12 protein-coding genes are annotated in these 14,557 nt (G+C 60.8%); 3 read left to right on the forward strand and 9 right to left on the reverse strand.

Annotated elements, in window-relative coordinates; all coding sequences use genetic code 11:
• Positions 1-67: 67 nt before the first annotated feature.
• Both OGM60_02990 and OGM60_02995 read left to right on the forward strand, forming a co-directional pair.
• Positions 68-1,975 (forward strand): tRNA uridine(34) 5-carboxymethylaminomethyl modification radical SAM/GNAT enzyme Elp3, encoded by a 1,908-nt coding sequence (locus OGM60_02990; protein ID UYI99773.1) that lies wholly within the window; start codon positions 68-70, stop codon positions 1,973-1,975.
• A complete protein-coding gene (locus OGM60_02995; GenBank protein UYI99774.1) occupies positions 1,976-2,854 on the forward strand; it encodes a fused MFS/spermidine synthase in 879 nt (292 codons plus the stop codon).
• A gap of 26 nt (positions 2,855-2,880) precedes the next feature.
• Here OGM60_02995 and OGM60_03000 read toward each other — a convergent pair whose 3' ends face one another.
• From OGM60_03000 to OGM60_03040, 9 genes are all read right to left on the reverse strand, one after another.
• Positions 2,881-5,325, reverse strand: a complete 2,445-nt coding sequence (locus OGM60_03000; GenBank protein ID UYI99775.1) for a DEAD/DEAH box helicase — start codon at positions 5,323-5,325, stop codon at positions 2,881-2,883.
• A gap of 116 nt (positions 5,326-5,441) precedes the next feature.
• Positions 5,442-6,746 (reverse strand): ATP-binding protein, encoded by a 1,305-nt coding sequence (locus tag OGM60_03005; GenBank protein UYI99776.1) that lies wholly within the window; start codon positions 6,744-6,746, stop codon positions 5,442-5,444.
• The gene (locus OGM60_03010) at positions 6,739-8,499 is read right to left on the reverse strand and encodes a TerB N-terminal domain-containing protein (protein ID UYI99777.1); all 1,761 of its coding nucleotides are present in this window, start codon (positions 8,497-8,499) and stop codon (positions 6,739-6,741) included. The genes OGM60_03005 and OGM60_03010 overlap by 8 nt, the downstream gene beginning before the upstream one ends.
• Before the next feature lie 88 nt (positions 8,500-8,587).
• The gene (locus tag OGM60_03015) at positions 8,588-9,304 is read right to left on the reverse strand and encodes a DUF554 domain-containing protein (protein UYI99778.1); all 717 of its coding nucleotides are present in this window, start codon (positions 9,302-9,304) and stop codon (positions 8,588-8,590) included.
• 118 nt (positions 9,305-9,422) lie between these two features.
• A complete protein-coding gene (locus OGM60_03020) occupies positions 9,423-10,835 on the reverse strand; it encodes a hypothetical protein (GenBank protein UYI99779.1) in 1,413 nt (470 codons plus the stop codon).
• Positions 10,836-10,876: 41 nt separating this feature from the next.
• Entirely contained in the window at positions 10,877-11,134 is a 258-nt protein-coding gene (locus OGM60_03025) for a hypothetical protein (GenBank protein UYI99780.1), read from the reverse strand.
• Positions 11,118-11,717 carry a hypothetical protein gene (locus OGM60_03030; protein UYI99781.1) on the reverse strand — a complete coding sequence of 200 codons (600 nt, stop codon included), beginning with the start codon at positions 11,715-11,717 and terminating at the stop codon, positions 11,118-11,120. The genes OGM60_03025 and OGM60_03030 overlap by 17 nt, the downstream gene beginning before the upstream one ends.
• 88 nt (positions 11,718-11,805) lie before the next feature.
• Positions 11,806-12,315 carry a hypothetical protein gene (locus tag OGM60_03035; protein UYI99782.1) on the reverse strand — a complete coding sequence of 170 codons (510 nt, stop codon included), beginning with the start codon at positions 12,313-12,315 and terminating at the stop codon, positions 11,806-11,808.
• Entirely contained in the window at positions 12,312-12,608 is a 297-nt protein-coding gene (locus OGM60_03040) for a hypothetical protein (GenBank protein ID UYI99783.1), read from the reverse strand. The genes OGM60_03035 and OGM60_03040 overlap by 4 nt, the downstream gene beginning before the upstream one ends.
• 345 nt (positions 12,609-12,953) lie before the next feature.
• Between OGM60_03040 and OGM60_03045 the strand changes: the two genes are divergently transcribed.
• The gene (locus OGM60_03045) at positions 12,954-14,555 is read left to right on the forward strand and encodes an FAD-binding oxidoreductase (GenBank protein UYI99784.1); all 1,602 of its coding nucleotides are present in this window, start codon (positions 12,954-12,956) and stop codon (positions 14,553-14,555) included.
• The last annotated feature ends 2 nt before the right edge of the window (positions 14,556-14,557 follow it).

Genomic DNA, 14,557 nt, shown 5'->3' on the forward strand with positions numbered 1-14,557 from the left:
ACGCGCTGTTTGATGAAGGCGCCGGAGCCGTGACGGGCTCCGGCGCCTTTGCCTTTACAATGGGGGCATGGAACAGATTATCTTGAACATACTTGAGACCCTGCGTCGCGGCGAGACCGTGGACGACAAGGCGCTCGTCAAACTGATACATGCCGAGGCGCGCCGTGAGGGTGCCGACAAACGCGATTTGGCCAAGCGCCGTCTGCTGCCGTTCTACCAGCGGGTTAAACGTGAGGAGCCGGCTCGGTGGGCTGCGTGGAATGTCGATACCGAGCTGGAACGTCGACTGCTGCAGGTGCTGCGCATGAAGCCTCGTCGCACGGCTTCGGGCGTGGCGACCATTACCGTTATCACCAAGCCCTGGCCATGCTCGGGCGATTGCCTGTTTTGCCCCAATGACCTGCGCATGCCTAAAAGCTATCTGCACGCCGAGCCGGCATGCGCCCGTGCGGAGCAAAACTGCTTCGACCCGTATCTGCAGGTGAGCGCTCGCCTGACCGCGCTTTCGCAGATGGGTCATGTGACCGATAAGATCGAGCTCATCGTGCTCGGTGGCACCTGGAGCGACTATCCGCAAGGGTATCAAACGTGGTTTATGTCGGAGCTTTTCCGTGCGCTGAACGATGACGCCGTTGCTGGCGTGGCAGCTAACCCCATGTTGGCGCGTCCGGGCATCAGTCGTGCCGAGGCGGGGCGCCTGCTCGATGACGCGCCCGCCGATGCCCTGCCGCCGGTGGTAGCAGGGCGCCGCGAGCGCTATCGGGCTGCCGGCATTGCGACCGACGAGGCTGAGCTTGCTGCCGGCGTTGCCGACGAGCAGGAGCGTGTGGATGCTGCCGTGGGCGGCTATAACCGCGCGGTGCGTCGTCTGTACGGCCCCGGTACGCCGTGGGGCGAGGTCACCGAGTGGCAGACGGCAACGATGGTGGAGCTCGAGCGCCAGCAGCGCATCAACGAGACGGCGAAGCATCGCGTGGTGGGGCTCGTTATCGAGACACGCCCCGATGCCGTAACGCCGCAGGCCCTCACACTTATCCGCCGCTTGGGCTGCACCAAGATTCAGATGGGTATTCAGAGTCTTGACCAGCATCTACTCGATATCAACGAGCGCCGCATTTCGGTGGCGCAGATCGAGCGGGCGTTTTCGCTCGCGCGCCTGTTTGGCTTTAAGATCCACGCGCACTTTATGCTCAACTTGCTGGGCGCCACGCCTGATGGGGACAAGCGCGACTACGAGCGCTTTATGACCGAGGGCGCCTTTATGCCCGACGAGGTCAAGGTCTACCCGTGCGCGCTCATCGAGGGCTCGCGTCTGGTGGGCTGTTACGAGCGTGGCGAGTGGCGCCCCTATACCGAGGACGAGCTGCTCGATGTGTTGGCCGACGACATCGTGGTGACGCCGGCGTTCTGCCGCATCAGCCGCATGATCCGCGACTTTAGCTCCGATGACATCATGGTGGGCAACAAGAAACCCAACCTGCGCCAGCTCGTTGAGAACCGCCTGGCTGCTCGGGGTGACGGTGCGACGGTGCGTGAGATTCGCTATCGCGAGATCAGCACGGCGGGTGCCGACCTGGACGAGTTGACCCTTGACGAGGAAGTGGCGTACGAGACGCCGGTGACGCACGAGCGCTTTTTGCAGAGGGTGACACCGCAGGGCAAAATCGCGGGCTTTTTGCGCCTGTCGCTGCCCGACCGCGCGTTTGTTGCCGCGCATGCGGACGAGTTGCCGACGGTGTCGGACGAGGCGATGATTCGCGAGGTTCACGTGTATGGCATGGCGGCGCGCGTGGGCGATCAAGGCCAGGCGGCGCAGCATCACGGGTTGGGGCGTTTGCTCGTAGAGCGTGCGTGCGAGATTGCCCGGGATGCGGGTTATGCGCGTATCAACGTGATTAGCGCGATTGGCACACGTGAGTACTATCGTCATCTTGGATTTTATGACCATGGCCTTTATCTGCAAAAGGAGCTCTAGATGAACAAGCCGAGTGTTTCTGCCGGCGTCGTTGCCGGCGTTGCTCTGGGGGCCGCGGCGCTTGGCGCGGCCGCTGTCGCTGTCCGTGCTGCCTGTCTGCAGGTTGCGCGAACCCGCAATGGGTTGGCGCGTGTGAAACGCGTGCACGATGAGGGCGGCGACGAAGTCCGTGTATTGGTGCAAGGCGGCGTTTACCAAAGCGCAAGCTACGTTGGCGAGCGTTGGGCGGAGCCCGTCTTTGCGTACTATCGCGCGTTTGACGACGTGTTTGAGGCTGAGGACGCAATGCGTGATGCTTACGGGCATGGTATCGACCGTATGCTCATGCTGGGCGGCGGCGGGTTTGCCTATCCCAAGTTTGCACTGATGTCGCACGAGAGCTTGCGCATGGACGTCGTTGAGTACGATGCCGAGATTACGCGCCTGGCGCGCCGTTGGTTCTACCTGGACGAGCTGGAGCGCACGGTGGGCGATCGCCTGCGAGTGATTACCGCTGAGGCTCGCTCGTATCTGGGTGTGACGAGCGTGGGCCATCGTCGCTACGACGTGGTCGTGAGCGATTGCTTTGGCGGTGCCGAGCCCGTACGCGAGCTGGCGACGGTTGAGGCGTTGCGTTTGGTGCGAGGTAGCCTGAACCCCGGGGGCATCTATGTTGCCAATATCGTGAGTGCGAACAGGGGGAGCGACGTGACGTTCCTGCGCGATTGCGTCGCCACGGCACTCGAGGTATTCGCCCGCGCCTGGGTGGTCCCATGTGGCGATACAGAGTTCGGCAGCGAGGAGAACTACCTGCTCATCGCCAGCGACGGCGACTATGCCTTTGCCGAAGCCGTGCCTTTTGACGTCGACTTCCTCGGCACTGCCCTTCACGACAAGTAAGTCTCCCCGTCCCAAAAAGACTGGTTTTATGCGTGGTCGCGCCAGCTGAGGACGCGCTGCTTCATGCCCTCGATGTCGAGCACGCCTTCGGCGAAGCCTTTGCGCACGAGCTCCTCGGGAACGTACTCGTCATAGCGATCAAAATAAGGCACCTCGCCGGGATAGACGAGCTCAATGGGATCAAAGTCCTTCTCGGCCTCGGCGGCGAGCACCTCAAAGAACGTCTCCTCGTCGGCCTTCATCTTGAACTGCATAAAGTATGGACGCGACGGATCGAGCCCGCGAAGGCCCAGCTCCGCGGCGCATTTAATTTTGAGCATACGTTCGAGCGCCAGAAAGGCGTAGCTGCCCAACCAGGGGAAGAGCACCCAGGTGTCGCCACCCAGGTTGATGAGCGGCTTGGTTCCCGCGCCCGAAATCTCGGCCGTATGACGAGCCTGCGCCAAGCGGGCCCGTGCGTTACCCATAAGGTACGGATATGCTGTGTGCTCGTTGAGCGCCTTGCGCATACGCTCGAGTACATGTGTGTTGATGTCACCGGGGCAGTCGCCAAAGTAGGCCGGCACACGGCCCTTGACCTGCGTGGCAAAGACGGCATGACGCTTCCAGTCCACTTCCTCGACAATCCAGCAGTGTCCGGCGATGGCGATGCGCTCACCAGGCGGTGGCGGATTGACGATCGTGCCCAACTCGGCCGACTCGCTGCGAACGGTGAACTCCTCGTTTTCCTGGAACACGGCGTAAAACTTAAAGTTGTTAATGATGCGCTCGCCCGCGAGGCCCACAATGAGCCCACCGCCCTCGGTGACCTGAATATGGTCGATCTTGATGAGGTGGCGCAGCAACGCGCGATAGTCATCGGCCGAGACTCGATGGAAATAACTGAGCGTGAGTACGCGCTGGGCAAGCTCTGCCGGCGTGAGTTCGCCGGTGCTGGCAAGCGTCGACATGGTCTGGTGATAGAGCAGACTGTAGGGGAGTCGATCGAGCTCAGGCGGCTCGACCCACTTTTCCTCGCGATAGAGCTGTACGAGCGCGATGCCCTGCAGGAGCTTCCACGGAATGGTCTCGGGCATCATCGTGCGCGGCTCGGGCTCTTCCTCGCGCATGACGAACCACATCTCGGGTGGAAGATCGCGGCGTCCCGTGCGGCCCATACGCTGCAAAAAGGAGCTGACGGTAAACGGCGCATCGATCTGAAACGCACGTTCCAGACGGCCGATATCGATGCCGAGTTCCAGCGTGGAGGTGGTGACGGTTGTCTGCGCCTGCTCCTCATCGCGCATGAGTTCCTCGGCCGTCTCGCGCAGCGATGCCGAAAGATTGCCGTGGTGGATGAGAAAGCGGTCGGGCTCGTGTCGGCTCTCACAGTAGCTGCGCAGCATGGAGCATACGGCCTCTGCCTCCTCGCGCGAGTTGGCAAAGACCAGGCACTTGCGCCCGCGGGTGTGTTCGAAGATATAGCCCATGCCGGGATCGGCGTTTTCGGGCGCGATGTCGGTGGGGTTGAGGAGCGCCTGCTCAGCGGCCTGGGGAATATCGACTTCGCCCTCGGGGGCCGAGGAAGTTTGGCGGTCCTTGGGAGCGGCCTTGCCCCGTGCCCGCTCACGACGTTGACGGCGCTCCTCTTGTGTGAGTTGTCCGCTGTGGCGCATGTCTTGGGTGTCGGCCGGCAGTGCCGCGGATGCCGCCGCCTCGATGCGCTCGCACGCAAGCACTTCGGCCTCTTGAGGACCCATGCTCTCGAATCCTCGCTGCTGTGCCTGGGGGCCCGAGTTGTAGAAGTGCTCCATGGAGATGCGCCACACGCGGCGCGGTTCTTCAAAGCGGGGGATAACGCAGTCGCGCCCCGTTCCCTGTGAGAGAAAAGCGCCCGTGCGCTCGGGGTCGCCGATGGTAGCCGAAAGGCCAATGCGGCGAGGCCGCACGCCGGCCATGCGCGAGAGTCGCTCGATAAGGCAGAGCGTTTGCCCGCCACGGTCGCCGCGCATGAGCGAGTGGACCTCATCGATGACCACATAGCGCAGGTCGCAAAACATGCGCGGGATCGCCATGTGCTTATGGATTAAGAGCGCTTCGAGTGACTCGGGCGTAATCTGCAAGATGCCGCTCGGTTTTTTGATGAGCTTGGCCTTGTGCGACTGCGAGACATCGCCATGCCAGTGCCAGACGGGGATGTCGGCTTCTTCGCAGAGGTCGTTGAGGCGGACGAACTGATCATTGATGAGCGCCTTGAGGGGGCCAATATAGAGGGCGCCCACGCTTGCGGGCGGGTTCTCCCAAAACTCGGTCAGGATGGGAAAGAAGGCCGCTTCGGTTTTGCCCGAAGCCGTTGATGCCGTTAGGAGCACATTGTCTTGCGTGTTAAAGATGGCATCTGCCGCCGCAACCTGAATGGAGCGCAGACTCTCCCAATCGTGGGAGTAGATGAAGTCTTGGATAAACGGGGCGTAGCGGTCAAAGGCGTTCACGGGACCTCCTTTCAAAAACGAATCTCTCAACGCGGTGGTCAGTGGCTTGCTGCATGGCTGCTTCAACGTTTGCCCAGATAAAACCTGCCAAAATAAACCCGTCTCTTTTTGGCAGGTTAGATGGTGAATTCGGCGAAGTTGCGGTCGCCGTCTGCGGTGCCGGTGTCGCCTGTTGCGGCTGCCGGCGCCAGCGCGTCACCGCCGACGCTTTGCAGCAACTCAGCCACGTTTGCATCGGGATTCTGACACAGGATATCGAGCAGCTCGATAAAGTCACGGATGACCTCACGCGGCGTCAAGTGCGTATCGGCTCCCACGCGGCCAAACTCAATCTTGAGGAAGTCTACCAAGTCGTTCTCGGTAAGCGTGGGCGTCCAGCCAAAGTAGCCAGCATGGATCTGCATGAGTTTTTCGATCAGCACCAGCAACTCCTCATAGGTGAGTGGCTGCAGGCGGATGATGGGCGCGAGCATGTCCTTAAGATCCTCGCGTGCAAAGCGGCCTTGAGCGAGTCGGCTACGCAGGGCCTCGTAGGAGAACACGCCACGGCGGCGGTCTTCGATGGAGGTTGGCGTGCCACCCATGATCACGCCCAGGTACTGCGCCTTGCCCTGGAGCGTGTCGTTGTACATGGTCAGGATCTTCTCGTAGTTGTATTGGCGTGTGATGGCGTTGGGAATCTTATATAGATTCACGAGCTCGTCGATGAGCACCAGCATGCCCTTGTAGCCGCTGCAGACCAAAAAGCGCGCAATGAGCTTAACGTAGTCGTACCAGTCGTCATCGCTGATGATGGTCGAGGAGCCCAGCTCGGCGCGTGCCTCACTCTTGGTGCGGTACTCGCCACGAATCCATTTGGTCACGCGGCTCATAGCTTCTTCGTCGCCCTCGGATACGGCCGCGCGGTAGCGGCGGAGCATACGGGCGAAGTCGAAGCCGTGGACCATTTCCTCGAGCGGGGCCAGTTGGGCATTGACGGCAGACTCATCGGCATCGGCACACGAGGCGACCCAGCGATCCAGGATAAGGTTGAGCGCGCCGCCCTCGGGGCGCGTTTTAGTCGATATGTTGCGGATGAGCTCACGGTAGGTGGCAAGGCCCTGTCCCTGCCCGCCCTGCAAGCGGCGCTCAGGGGATAGGTCGGCATCGGCCACGACGAATCCCTCGCCCATGGCGTGCGTGCGGATGGTCTGGAGCAAAAAGCTCTTGCCGGCGCCGTAGCGACCGACTAGGAAACGGAAGCTTGCGCCGCCATCGGCGATGAGGCTCAGGTCGGTGAGCAGAGCACGGATCTCGACCTCGCGCCCCACGGTGATATAGGGAAGGCCGATGCGCGGGACCACGCCGCCCTTGAGCGAGTTGAGAATGACGGCGGCGACGCGCTTGGGCACGCGGGGTGCTGCGGATGCGGTATCACTCATGGTCTAGGTATCCTCTCACGTCTGCTTCGTAGTCCTCGATAATCTGCGGTCCTGCCGCTCCAAACTCGATAACGGTGTCACCCACCAGGTCAAAGAGCGCCTCGTTGATGCTGTCGACGAGCATATCCTCGCTCTGGCCCGACTGTGCCACCGCCAATGTGGCCTGCGCCGTGTTCCGCTCGAGGAGCGCGCGAAGGAAGGCATCTGCGGCGGGCGCGAGTTTGTTCGCAGCTTCGGCAGACGCGGGCGTTACGGGCGCGGGCACAGACACGAGGAGCGGTGCCACGACGCCAAACTCTTCGGTGGAGACAGTCGGCTCGTCGGGTTCGTCTTGCCGTGTGGCCATCTCGCCAGGTCCGGCGGTCATGCTGGGCGCAGACTCGGTGTTCGGTTGCTCGACAAGCGTCGCCTCGGCTTCCATAGGCACATCATCCTCGCGCTCCTCATCAATCAAAAGCGCTTCACGCGTTTGCGCGGCGGCGCTCCGAATGTGCCCCAGCTGACTCAAATCGATATCGATCTTGACAGGCTGGTGCGCGGCGTCCCACGAAAGCCATGCCACGATCTCGTCATCGATGATCTTGGCCAGATATTTGGGGACCTTCTCCTCCTTTAGGGGATGGGTGGGGTCTAGGGCCAGGCGCAGGCGTTGGTCGCAGGCGCGCATCATCTCACCGAGCTTGCTACTTTTTTGTCTGCTGCCGTGGATGCGCATGCATTCCCAAAAGCCATTTTGGCAGCGGTAGATGTGAATGGGGTCCAGGCGATATTCGCAGTCCTCGTGGCGCTCGGGCGCAAAGAACACGGCCGAGGCAAACATGGTGTAGGGCATGGCCGTCTCCTCCCCAAACAAGCTCGCTACGATGCCGGTCTTTCGGTGCGTGTCATAGTAGCGCGCCATACGGACATACACGGCGCATGCCACGTGGCGCAGGTCGCGATGGTGGGAACGGTCGAGCCGTGAGTTATTCAGGTTGTACGTGGAGAGGGCGTTGATGGCGGTCATGAGTCGCTCCTCGCCTGCCTCGTCGGGCGGAAGGGGGAGCGTGGGCTCGGAGGTCTTGCGACGCGCAGGCGCCAGGTCTGGCGGCGTTGGCGCGGGCGCAAGGTCTCGCGCCGCACGCCGCAGCTCGATAAGGGCGTTATCGAACATGACGGTTTTAGAGTCGCGAAGCAGCTTGGGGTCGAGTCTGTGGAACACGGCGTAGTCCTGCAGCCACACGCGTGCGAACCGGTCGATGCCGGGTTCAAAGGCGCGATAGGCATCCCAAAAGGCCTTGATTTTGTTAAAACCATCGAGTGGGTCATCTACGCCAATGCCGCAGATCAGCTCATAGAGATACAGAAAGGCAAAGGACGTAGACGTTTCCTCGACGGTTCCGCGGCGCACTTGGGTGCGCCAGGTAAAATAGCCACGCAGCTGCCGATCGCTCATGGCGTTATAGGTGGGAAAGTACGACTTGAATGTGCCGTTGTAGGGGCAGTCGTCCTCAAAGTCGGCCATCAGCAGGCCTTGGCGGTAGAAAAGCTCGGCTTCCGAAAGCCAACGTCCCGCGCCACCCTTGGGGTCTTCTTGCCAACGCGATATCTCACGCATTTTGCGGTACTGGTCGGGAAGGAAGTTCTGCATCTGACGACCGGTTTTGAGAATCGGCTCGTCAGCATAGACTTCGTTTGAGAAGCGAGCAGACTGATGGGTCCGGGCCTCGGCCATAATGCGCTCGATGAGCATCTTGACGTCCTGGTCGGCCACCGTTTCTCCTCTCCTAACGCAGCTTCGGTGACCTCATATCATAGCACAGCATCAAACAGGTGTTCGAGATACCGCTACGTAGATAGATTTAGAACAGGAGGGCGTAGATGACGGCTATGACAACGGAGGGGAGCATATTGGCCGTGCGGAAGGTCTGAGGACGGATGAGGTTGACGCCGACGCAGAAGATGAGTATAGAGCCCACGAGCGATAGACTGTCGAGGGCGGCGGCGGTCATGATGGGGGAGAGCGCGCCGGCAAACAGCGTAATCGTTCCCTGGAATACGGCAACGGGCAGGGCGGAGAAGATGCAGCCGCGGCCGAGCGAAGCCGTCATGGTGCAGACGATGATGCAGTCCAACGCGCCCTTGAGGGCAAGCGTGGACCAGTCGCCGAGCAAGCCGTCTTGGATTGATCCCACGATAGCCATGGCACCGATGCAGACGGTCAGCGATGTCGAGACAAAGGCATTGGTGAACTCGTTGTCTCCCTCGCTGCCGGTTTTGCGCTTGAGCCATTCGCCCAGGTTTTCGATGCCGGCTTCCAGGTTAACGGCCTCGCCGATGAGCGAGCCGAGGGCAAACGAGACGATGAGCATGGTGGTGCCGGTGGTCTCCAGCGCTTTCCCGTCAATGACGAGCATCTTTTGCATGGTGCCGCCCAGTCCGATAAACAAAACGCACAGCCCCGACGCCTTCATGAGCGTGTCTTGGATGCGGGGTGTGATAAAGCGTCCGCCTATAAGGCCCAGCAGTCCGCCCGCAATCAAAAGTGCGACGTTGATGACCGTTCCCAAACCCGGCATGAACCCTCCCATATTGATGCCAACCTGGCAATCGTAGCAGAACGGGCTGCAGGGTGCGTCATGCCTCATCCTATACGTTATATAAGTGGTATTAATGACGGCATTTGATGCCCGAGCCTCAGCCTCCCATCACGACATAGGGGCTGTAATCGAAGCACAGCGTCATGAGTCGCTGCGGGGACTCAATGGCCGCGGCGATGATATCGGCATCTCGAGCTCGGTCAAATCCCACGAGCTCAATTTGATACGAGACGTCTTCCATTTTATGGAGTATCCGGTTATTCAGGAGATTCTCACCGTCGAATTCCTCGGTTTTGCCTCCGTCCGAGGTTACGGCATACAGGTGCAGTTTTGCGGTGGTCGCAGGGTCGGCTACCGTGAGGTTGTCGATTTGGTTGGCCGTGCCCTTTGCCCCAAGCAAGGTGAGCAAGGTGGGGGCTACGACCTCGCCCGATGGCAGAAAAACAACTTCGACGGTTTTAGGGAATGCGATAATGGCTGCTTTGCGGACGGGCTTATCGGCAGCGGTGACCTCAATGCTCGCGGCGTCGACGGTTTCCGTGCGGTCGAGCGCGACCATCATGCAACAATTGCCCTCGTCGATGTCTGCCGGCATGGGACACCCCAAGTTTTCGCCAGCTTGCGTGCCGCCCACTGCGGTGGCTGTTTCGCTTGGCTCGCTGAAAGTGGCTGAAGGACCGCTCGATGGCGGTGTTATGCCGCCTGGTGCGCCATTGTCCCCAGGCGCTATTTCACCGCTGCTCTCGCTGGAGTCGCTTGCGATGTCACCTGTCGAGGGGGCGAGTCCGACCGCTCCTACTCCGCTCCATTCCATCTCGAGGAGCGCCGGATCGACAAGGACGTGATGCACATCTTGCGTTTCGGTACTGATATCGACAGGACCGGGATCTGCCCCTCGCGTCAGGCTGAGCGATCCGGTCCGCTGTTTGCCCCGAATCTCCTGGCTTTCTGTGCCGCTCGCGTAGAACATTAGAGCGATCTCGCCATTTGCCGTGGCGTCGGTGCCCGCCTTGGTCATTTTCAGCGATGCGGTGAATGAGATAGCGGGCTGCGTGCCATCGGCGCTCGAGGGGACGCAGCCCAGGCATACACCCCCTCCGTTTTCGAAAAACGTGCTGTCGAAGGCGACTGTTGCCCCGTCCGCCGAGTCATCGGACAGGGTGATGTCGAGGCACAGCTCCACGTCGCAGGAATCGCCATCGGCATCAGTTGCAGCTGCGCGCCATGTGCAGATAACGCATCCCGTTAGGGGGCCGTCCGCTGTGCTCGAGTGCTCGGTATCCACGACTATCGAGCTGTTCGTGCAGCGACGGAGGCACCCCGAGGCCGAAATGCTTGCCTGCGCAAGCGAGAAGCGTTGGCGCGCGATGGTGCTCATCTGGTTTGTGGCGAGACAGTTGACGGCAGGTAAGGGGGCGTCCACGGCGGGTGTCGCTAGAGCGGCAACGGGCATGCCGGTGGCAAGCGCACTACAGAGCGCGGCAACGGGCAAAAGGTTCTTTGATGCCATGGGTTCTCCTTACCTATGCTGGACGGTCTCGATTCGTGTGGCTACCGGCTGCGTTTGATGTGCAGGCCAAGGCCGATGGCGCTAGCGCCTGCCGTGGCGATTCCTGCTGCCAGGAGCTGTCGCGTGTCGCTCGTTTGCGCGAGGGGTTCATGTTGGCCACTGCGTTCGAGTTCCGATAGATCGACAGTTACCTGCGTGGCAGCCTGCGCCTGCTCTTGTTGGGCAAAGGCGGCGATCGGGGCAAACGTTGCAACGCCGATGATGACGGCAAGGACAATTGCCTTAGGCCGTGTGCGCACCGGGCTCGACCGTCCACGTAATGGTTGCGACCTGGTCGCCCGTGCCGGTCACATGGAAGATGTCTCGCGTGACGCGGGCGACAGCGCCGCTCGTCTTAAGCTTAATCTTGTCCGTACCATCGGCGATGCCCTGGTAGCCCATGTCGAAGGATGCATTTTTGGAAAGGTCGAGGCCCGCTTCCTGCGTCGCGGCGTGGGCGTCTTGGAGTGCCTTGTCTGGGCCGACCTTAAAATCGATGGAGTTCTGGGCGGTCCCCGTCTTGGCGTCGGCGACGATGCTCCAGGACTTCTGGGCGGCAATCTTCATGTTGGTAACGTGGATGCCATAGGCCGAAAGATTGTCGATGGTGGTTGTATTCTCGGAAGGGCCCTGGAGCGTGCCGTCTGCCTTAGCGACGAACGGAATGACGGTCGGGGCTTTGAACTTGATGTTGTCGATTTCGGTCCTGATGGTCACGTTGGTGGTTCCAGTGCGTCCCTCCGCCAGGGCGGTGGTCGGCGCGGCGCCCATTGCGAGTGCGAGCGCCAGCCCTGCGCCCACGACGAGCACCCTGGCCCCATTCAAGTTCCTGGTGATGTCCATAATCGTTCCTTTCTATTCGTCACGGACCGTTTCCGTGAGGGTTAGACGAAAGCGGCACGGGTGCGCATTTTCATAACAGGTGGCAGGTCTAGTCTTCTGTCTGCGCAACTCGCACCTTGACGCGCGTGGGATTGCCATGGACGTCGTAGGTCTTGGCGTCGAGCGCTTGAATCTCGATATACGCCTCGCCTTCTTTGATGTCGCCTGCAGGGCAGGTCTCAACGGTCTTGCCGGTCTCGACCACGCCCGATTCATAGATGGTCTCGTCGTTTTGGATCACGCGGAAACGCTGGGGAAACTTGTTATCCTGGACGTTTTGCACGTTGACGCGCAGCTTGCCGCCTTTTTGTAGCTGGGCGACCGGTGCGACCGAGATCGTCATCATGTTGTCGCGGACGATGGCATCGAGCTCGTCCTGGATTTCCTGACGCGACTTACCCTCTGCCGCTGTGACCGAGGCACCCGTCTCGGCGACAGGCTTTGACTGCCAAGCGTAAAGGCCGACGGCGATAAGGGCGCAGGCGATGGCCAAACAGACGGCGCCGAGCCTTTTTCGATGTTTTGACCCTAGGGGGCTCGACTGCTTCCTTACGCTCATGCGGCATCCTTAGTGGTATAGACGCGCGCGAACGTGGACGGATCGGCGCCAAAGAGCATGTGGAGCATGAGGCGTCGCGAGTAGATGAGCTCGTCGAAGTTTGGGTCGAGTTTGATGTCGTGGATGTGGGCGATGTGGTGGGCGAGTGCCGAAAACGATTCGGGATCGCAAATCACGTCGGTGGTGACGTGATAGACAGCCGCATCGGGAAATGCCTCCTCATCGAAGGGCAGAAGATATGGGTCATCGTCAACTTCGATGGCGATGCCGTACTGGGGCCAGTAATATGCCATGGGAACCTCCCTGTTTTTGGGCCAAACCTTCTATTGGTTTTGGCTGTCGATGCCGACCGTATCAGCCACAACTTGACCAATTTCTGACCAAATGCTTGACGGGTTTACATCGCCGCAGGTGAGAGACGCTAAAAAATATCTCAAGTTTTTTCGAGCGCCAATTGTGTGCGTGGCTGCGATGGAAAGGAGCGCGTTAAATAGAGCGCCTGCCGAGAAAACGCCGCCGCTCGCCGAATTGCGCAAACGTAAAATTCGCCAATTATGGAGACGGTCTCAGTCACGTCGACGAAACGATGCGGTAACATCTCCCTGCAAACACTGTAGTTAACTAAAGGGGGAGTTCGCGTGTCTGCAGCCATCAAACCCTTCGGCGACGAGTTCGAAGAATATGGTCGCGATGAATCTCGCACATCGGGCGAGGCGTCGAGCATCTCGTTTCCGACAACGGAGGACGAAGTCCGCGCCATTCTGCGAAAGCTCCATGCCGAGCATGTTCCGATAACGGTCCAGGGTGCTCGGACCGGTCTGGCTGCCGGTGCCGTGCCTCACGGCGGGCATATCCTCAACACTTCTCGTATGAATCGCTACCTGGGTCTCCGCCGCGACGAGCGAGGCCGTTTTCTGCTGCGCGTGGAGCCGGGCGTCGTGCTTTCGGAGTTGCGCAAGCAACTGGGTAAGAAGGCATTGCCGACCGCTGACTGGGATCAGGTATCGCTTGAGGCCTATGAGGAGTTCCAGGCAGCTCCTGAGCAGTTCTTTCCCACCGATCCCACCGAGGCATCTGCCTGCCTGGGCGGCATGGCGGCGTGCAATGCCTCCGGTGCCCGCAGTTACGCCTACGGCCCCATGCGCCCGCACGTTACGGGGCTTCACGTGGCACTGGCGGACGGCGACCTGCTTGAGCTTCATCGAGGTCAGGCGCACGCTGACGCACGCCACTTGTCGCTCGTGACAGCGGAAGGCCGCGCGCTCGAGCTGGATCTTCCTGGCTATACCATGCCCAAGACCAAAAACGCGTCGGGTTATTTCGTTTCGGACGATATGGACGCCGTCGACCTCTTTATCGGTGCGTGTGGCACACTCGGCGTCATTACCGAGCTCGAGATCGCCTTGCAGGCGGCACCTTCGGTCGTATGGGGTGTGAGCTGCTTTTTCGACAGCGAGGACAAGGCGGTGTCCTTTACCGATTCCGTGCGCCCCGTGCTGTCCCATGCCGCCGCTATTGAGTATTTCGATGCCGGCGCCTTGGATATCCTTCGCCGCCAGCGCGAGCAGTCGACCGCGTTTGCCTCGCTGCCGGCACTCGACGATGAGGCAAAGGTCTGTGTTTACGTGGAACTCGACTGCGACGACGAGGCGCAAGCGACCGAGGAGCTGTACCACCTGGGATGGGTTTTGGAGCTTGCGGGCGGCCACGACGACGCGACCTGGGTTGCACGCACCGAGGTCGATCGCGAATGCCAGCGGTTCTTCCGCCACGCCGTTCCCGAGAGCGTCAACATGCTCATCGACGAGCGCCGCCGCACCGACCCCACCATTACCAAGCTGGGGTCGGATATGTCGGTGCCCAACACGCGCCTGGCCGATGTCGTTGCCCTCTATCGCCGCACGCTGGCCGAAAGCGGGCTTGAGTCTGCCGCCTGGGGACATATCGGCAACAACCATCTGCATGTGAATATCCTGCCTCGCGATGCGCAAGACTACCGTCGCGGTGGCGAGCTGTTTGCCCAGTGGGCTGCGGAGGTAACGGCTATGGGCGGCGCCGTCTCTGCCGAGCACGGCGTCGGCAAGATCAAAGCGGGCTTTTTGGAGACGATGTACGGCCACGAGGCCATGGTTGAATCGGCTCGACTCAAGCTGCAGCTCGATCCTGCCGGGCAGCTGGGCCGTGGCAACCTATTTTCGGAGAAGCTCTTGGATGAACTCGTCCAGAAAGGGGGCGCGTGAAG

The organism is Coriobacteriaceae bacterium (genome assembly GCA_025757745.1).
Classification (GTDB): domain Bacteria; phylum Actinomycetota; class Coriobacteriia; order Coriobacteriales; family Coriobacteriaceae; genus Collinsella.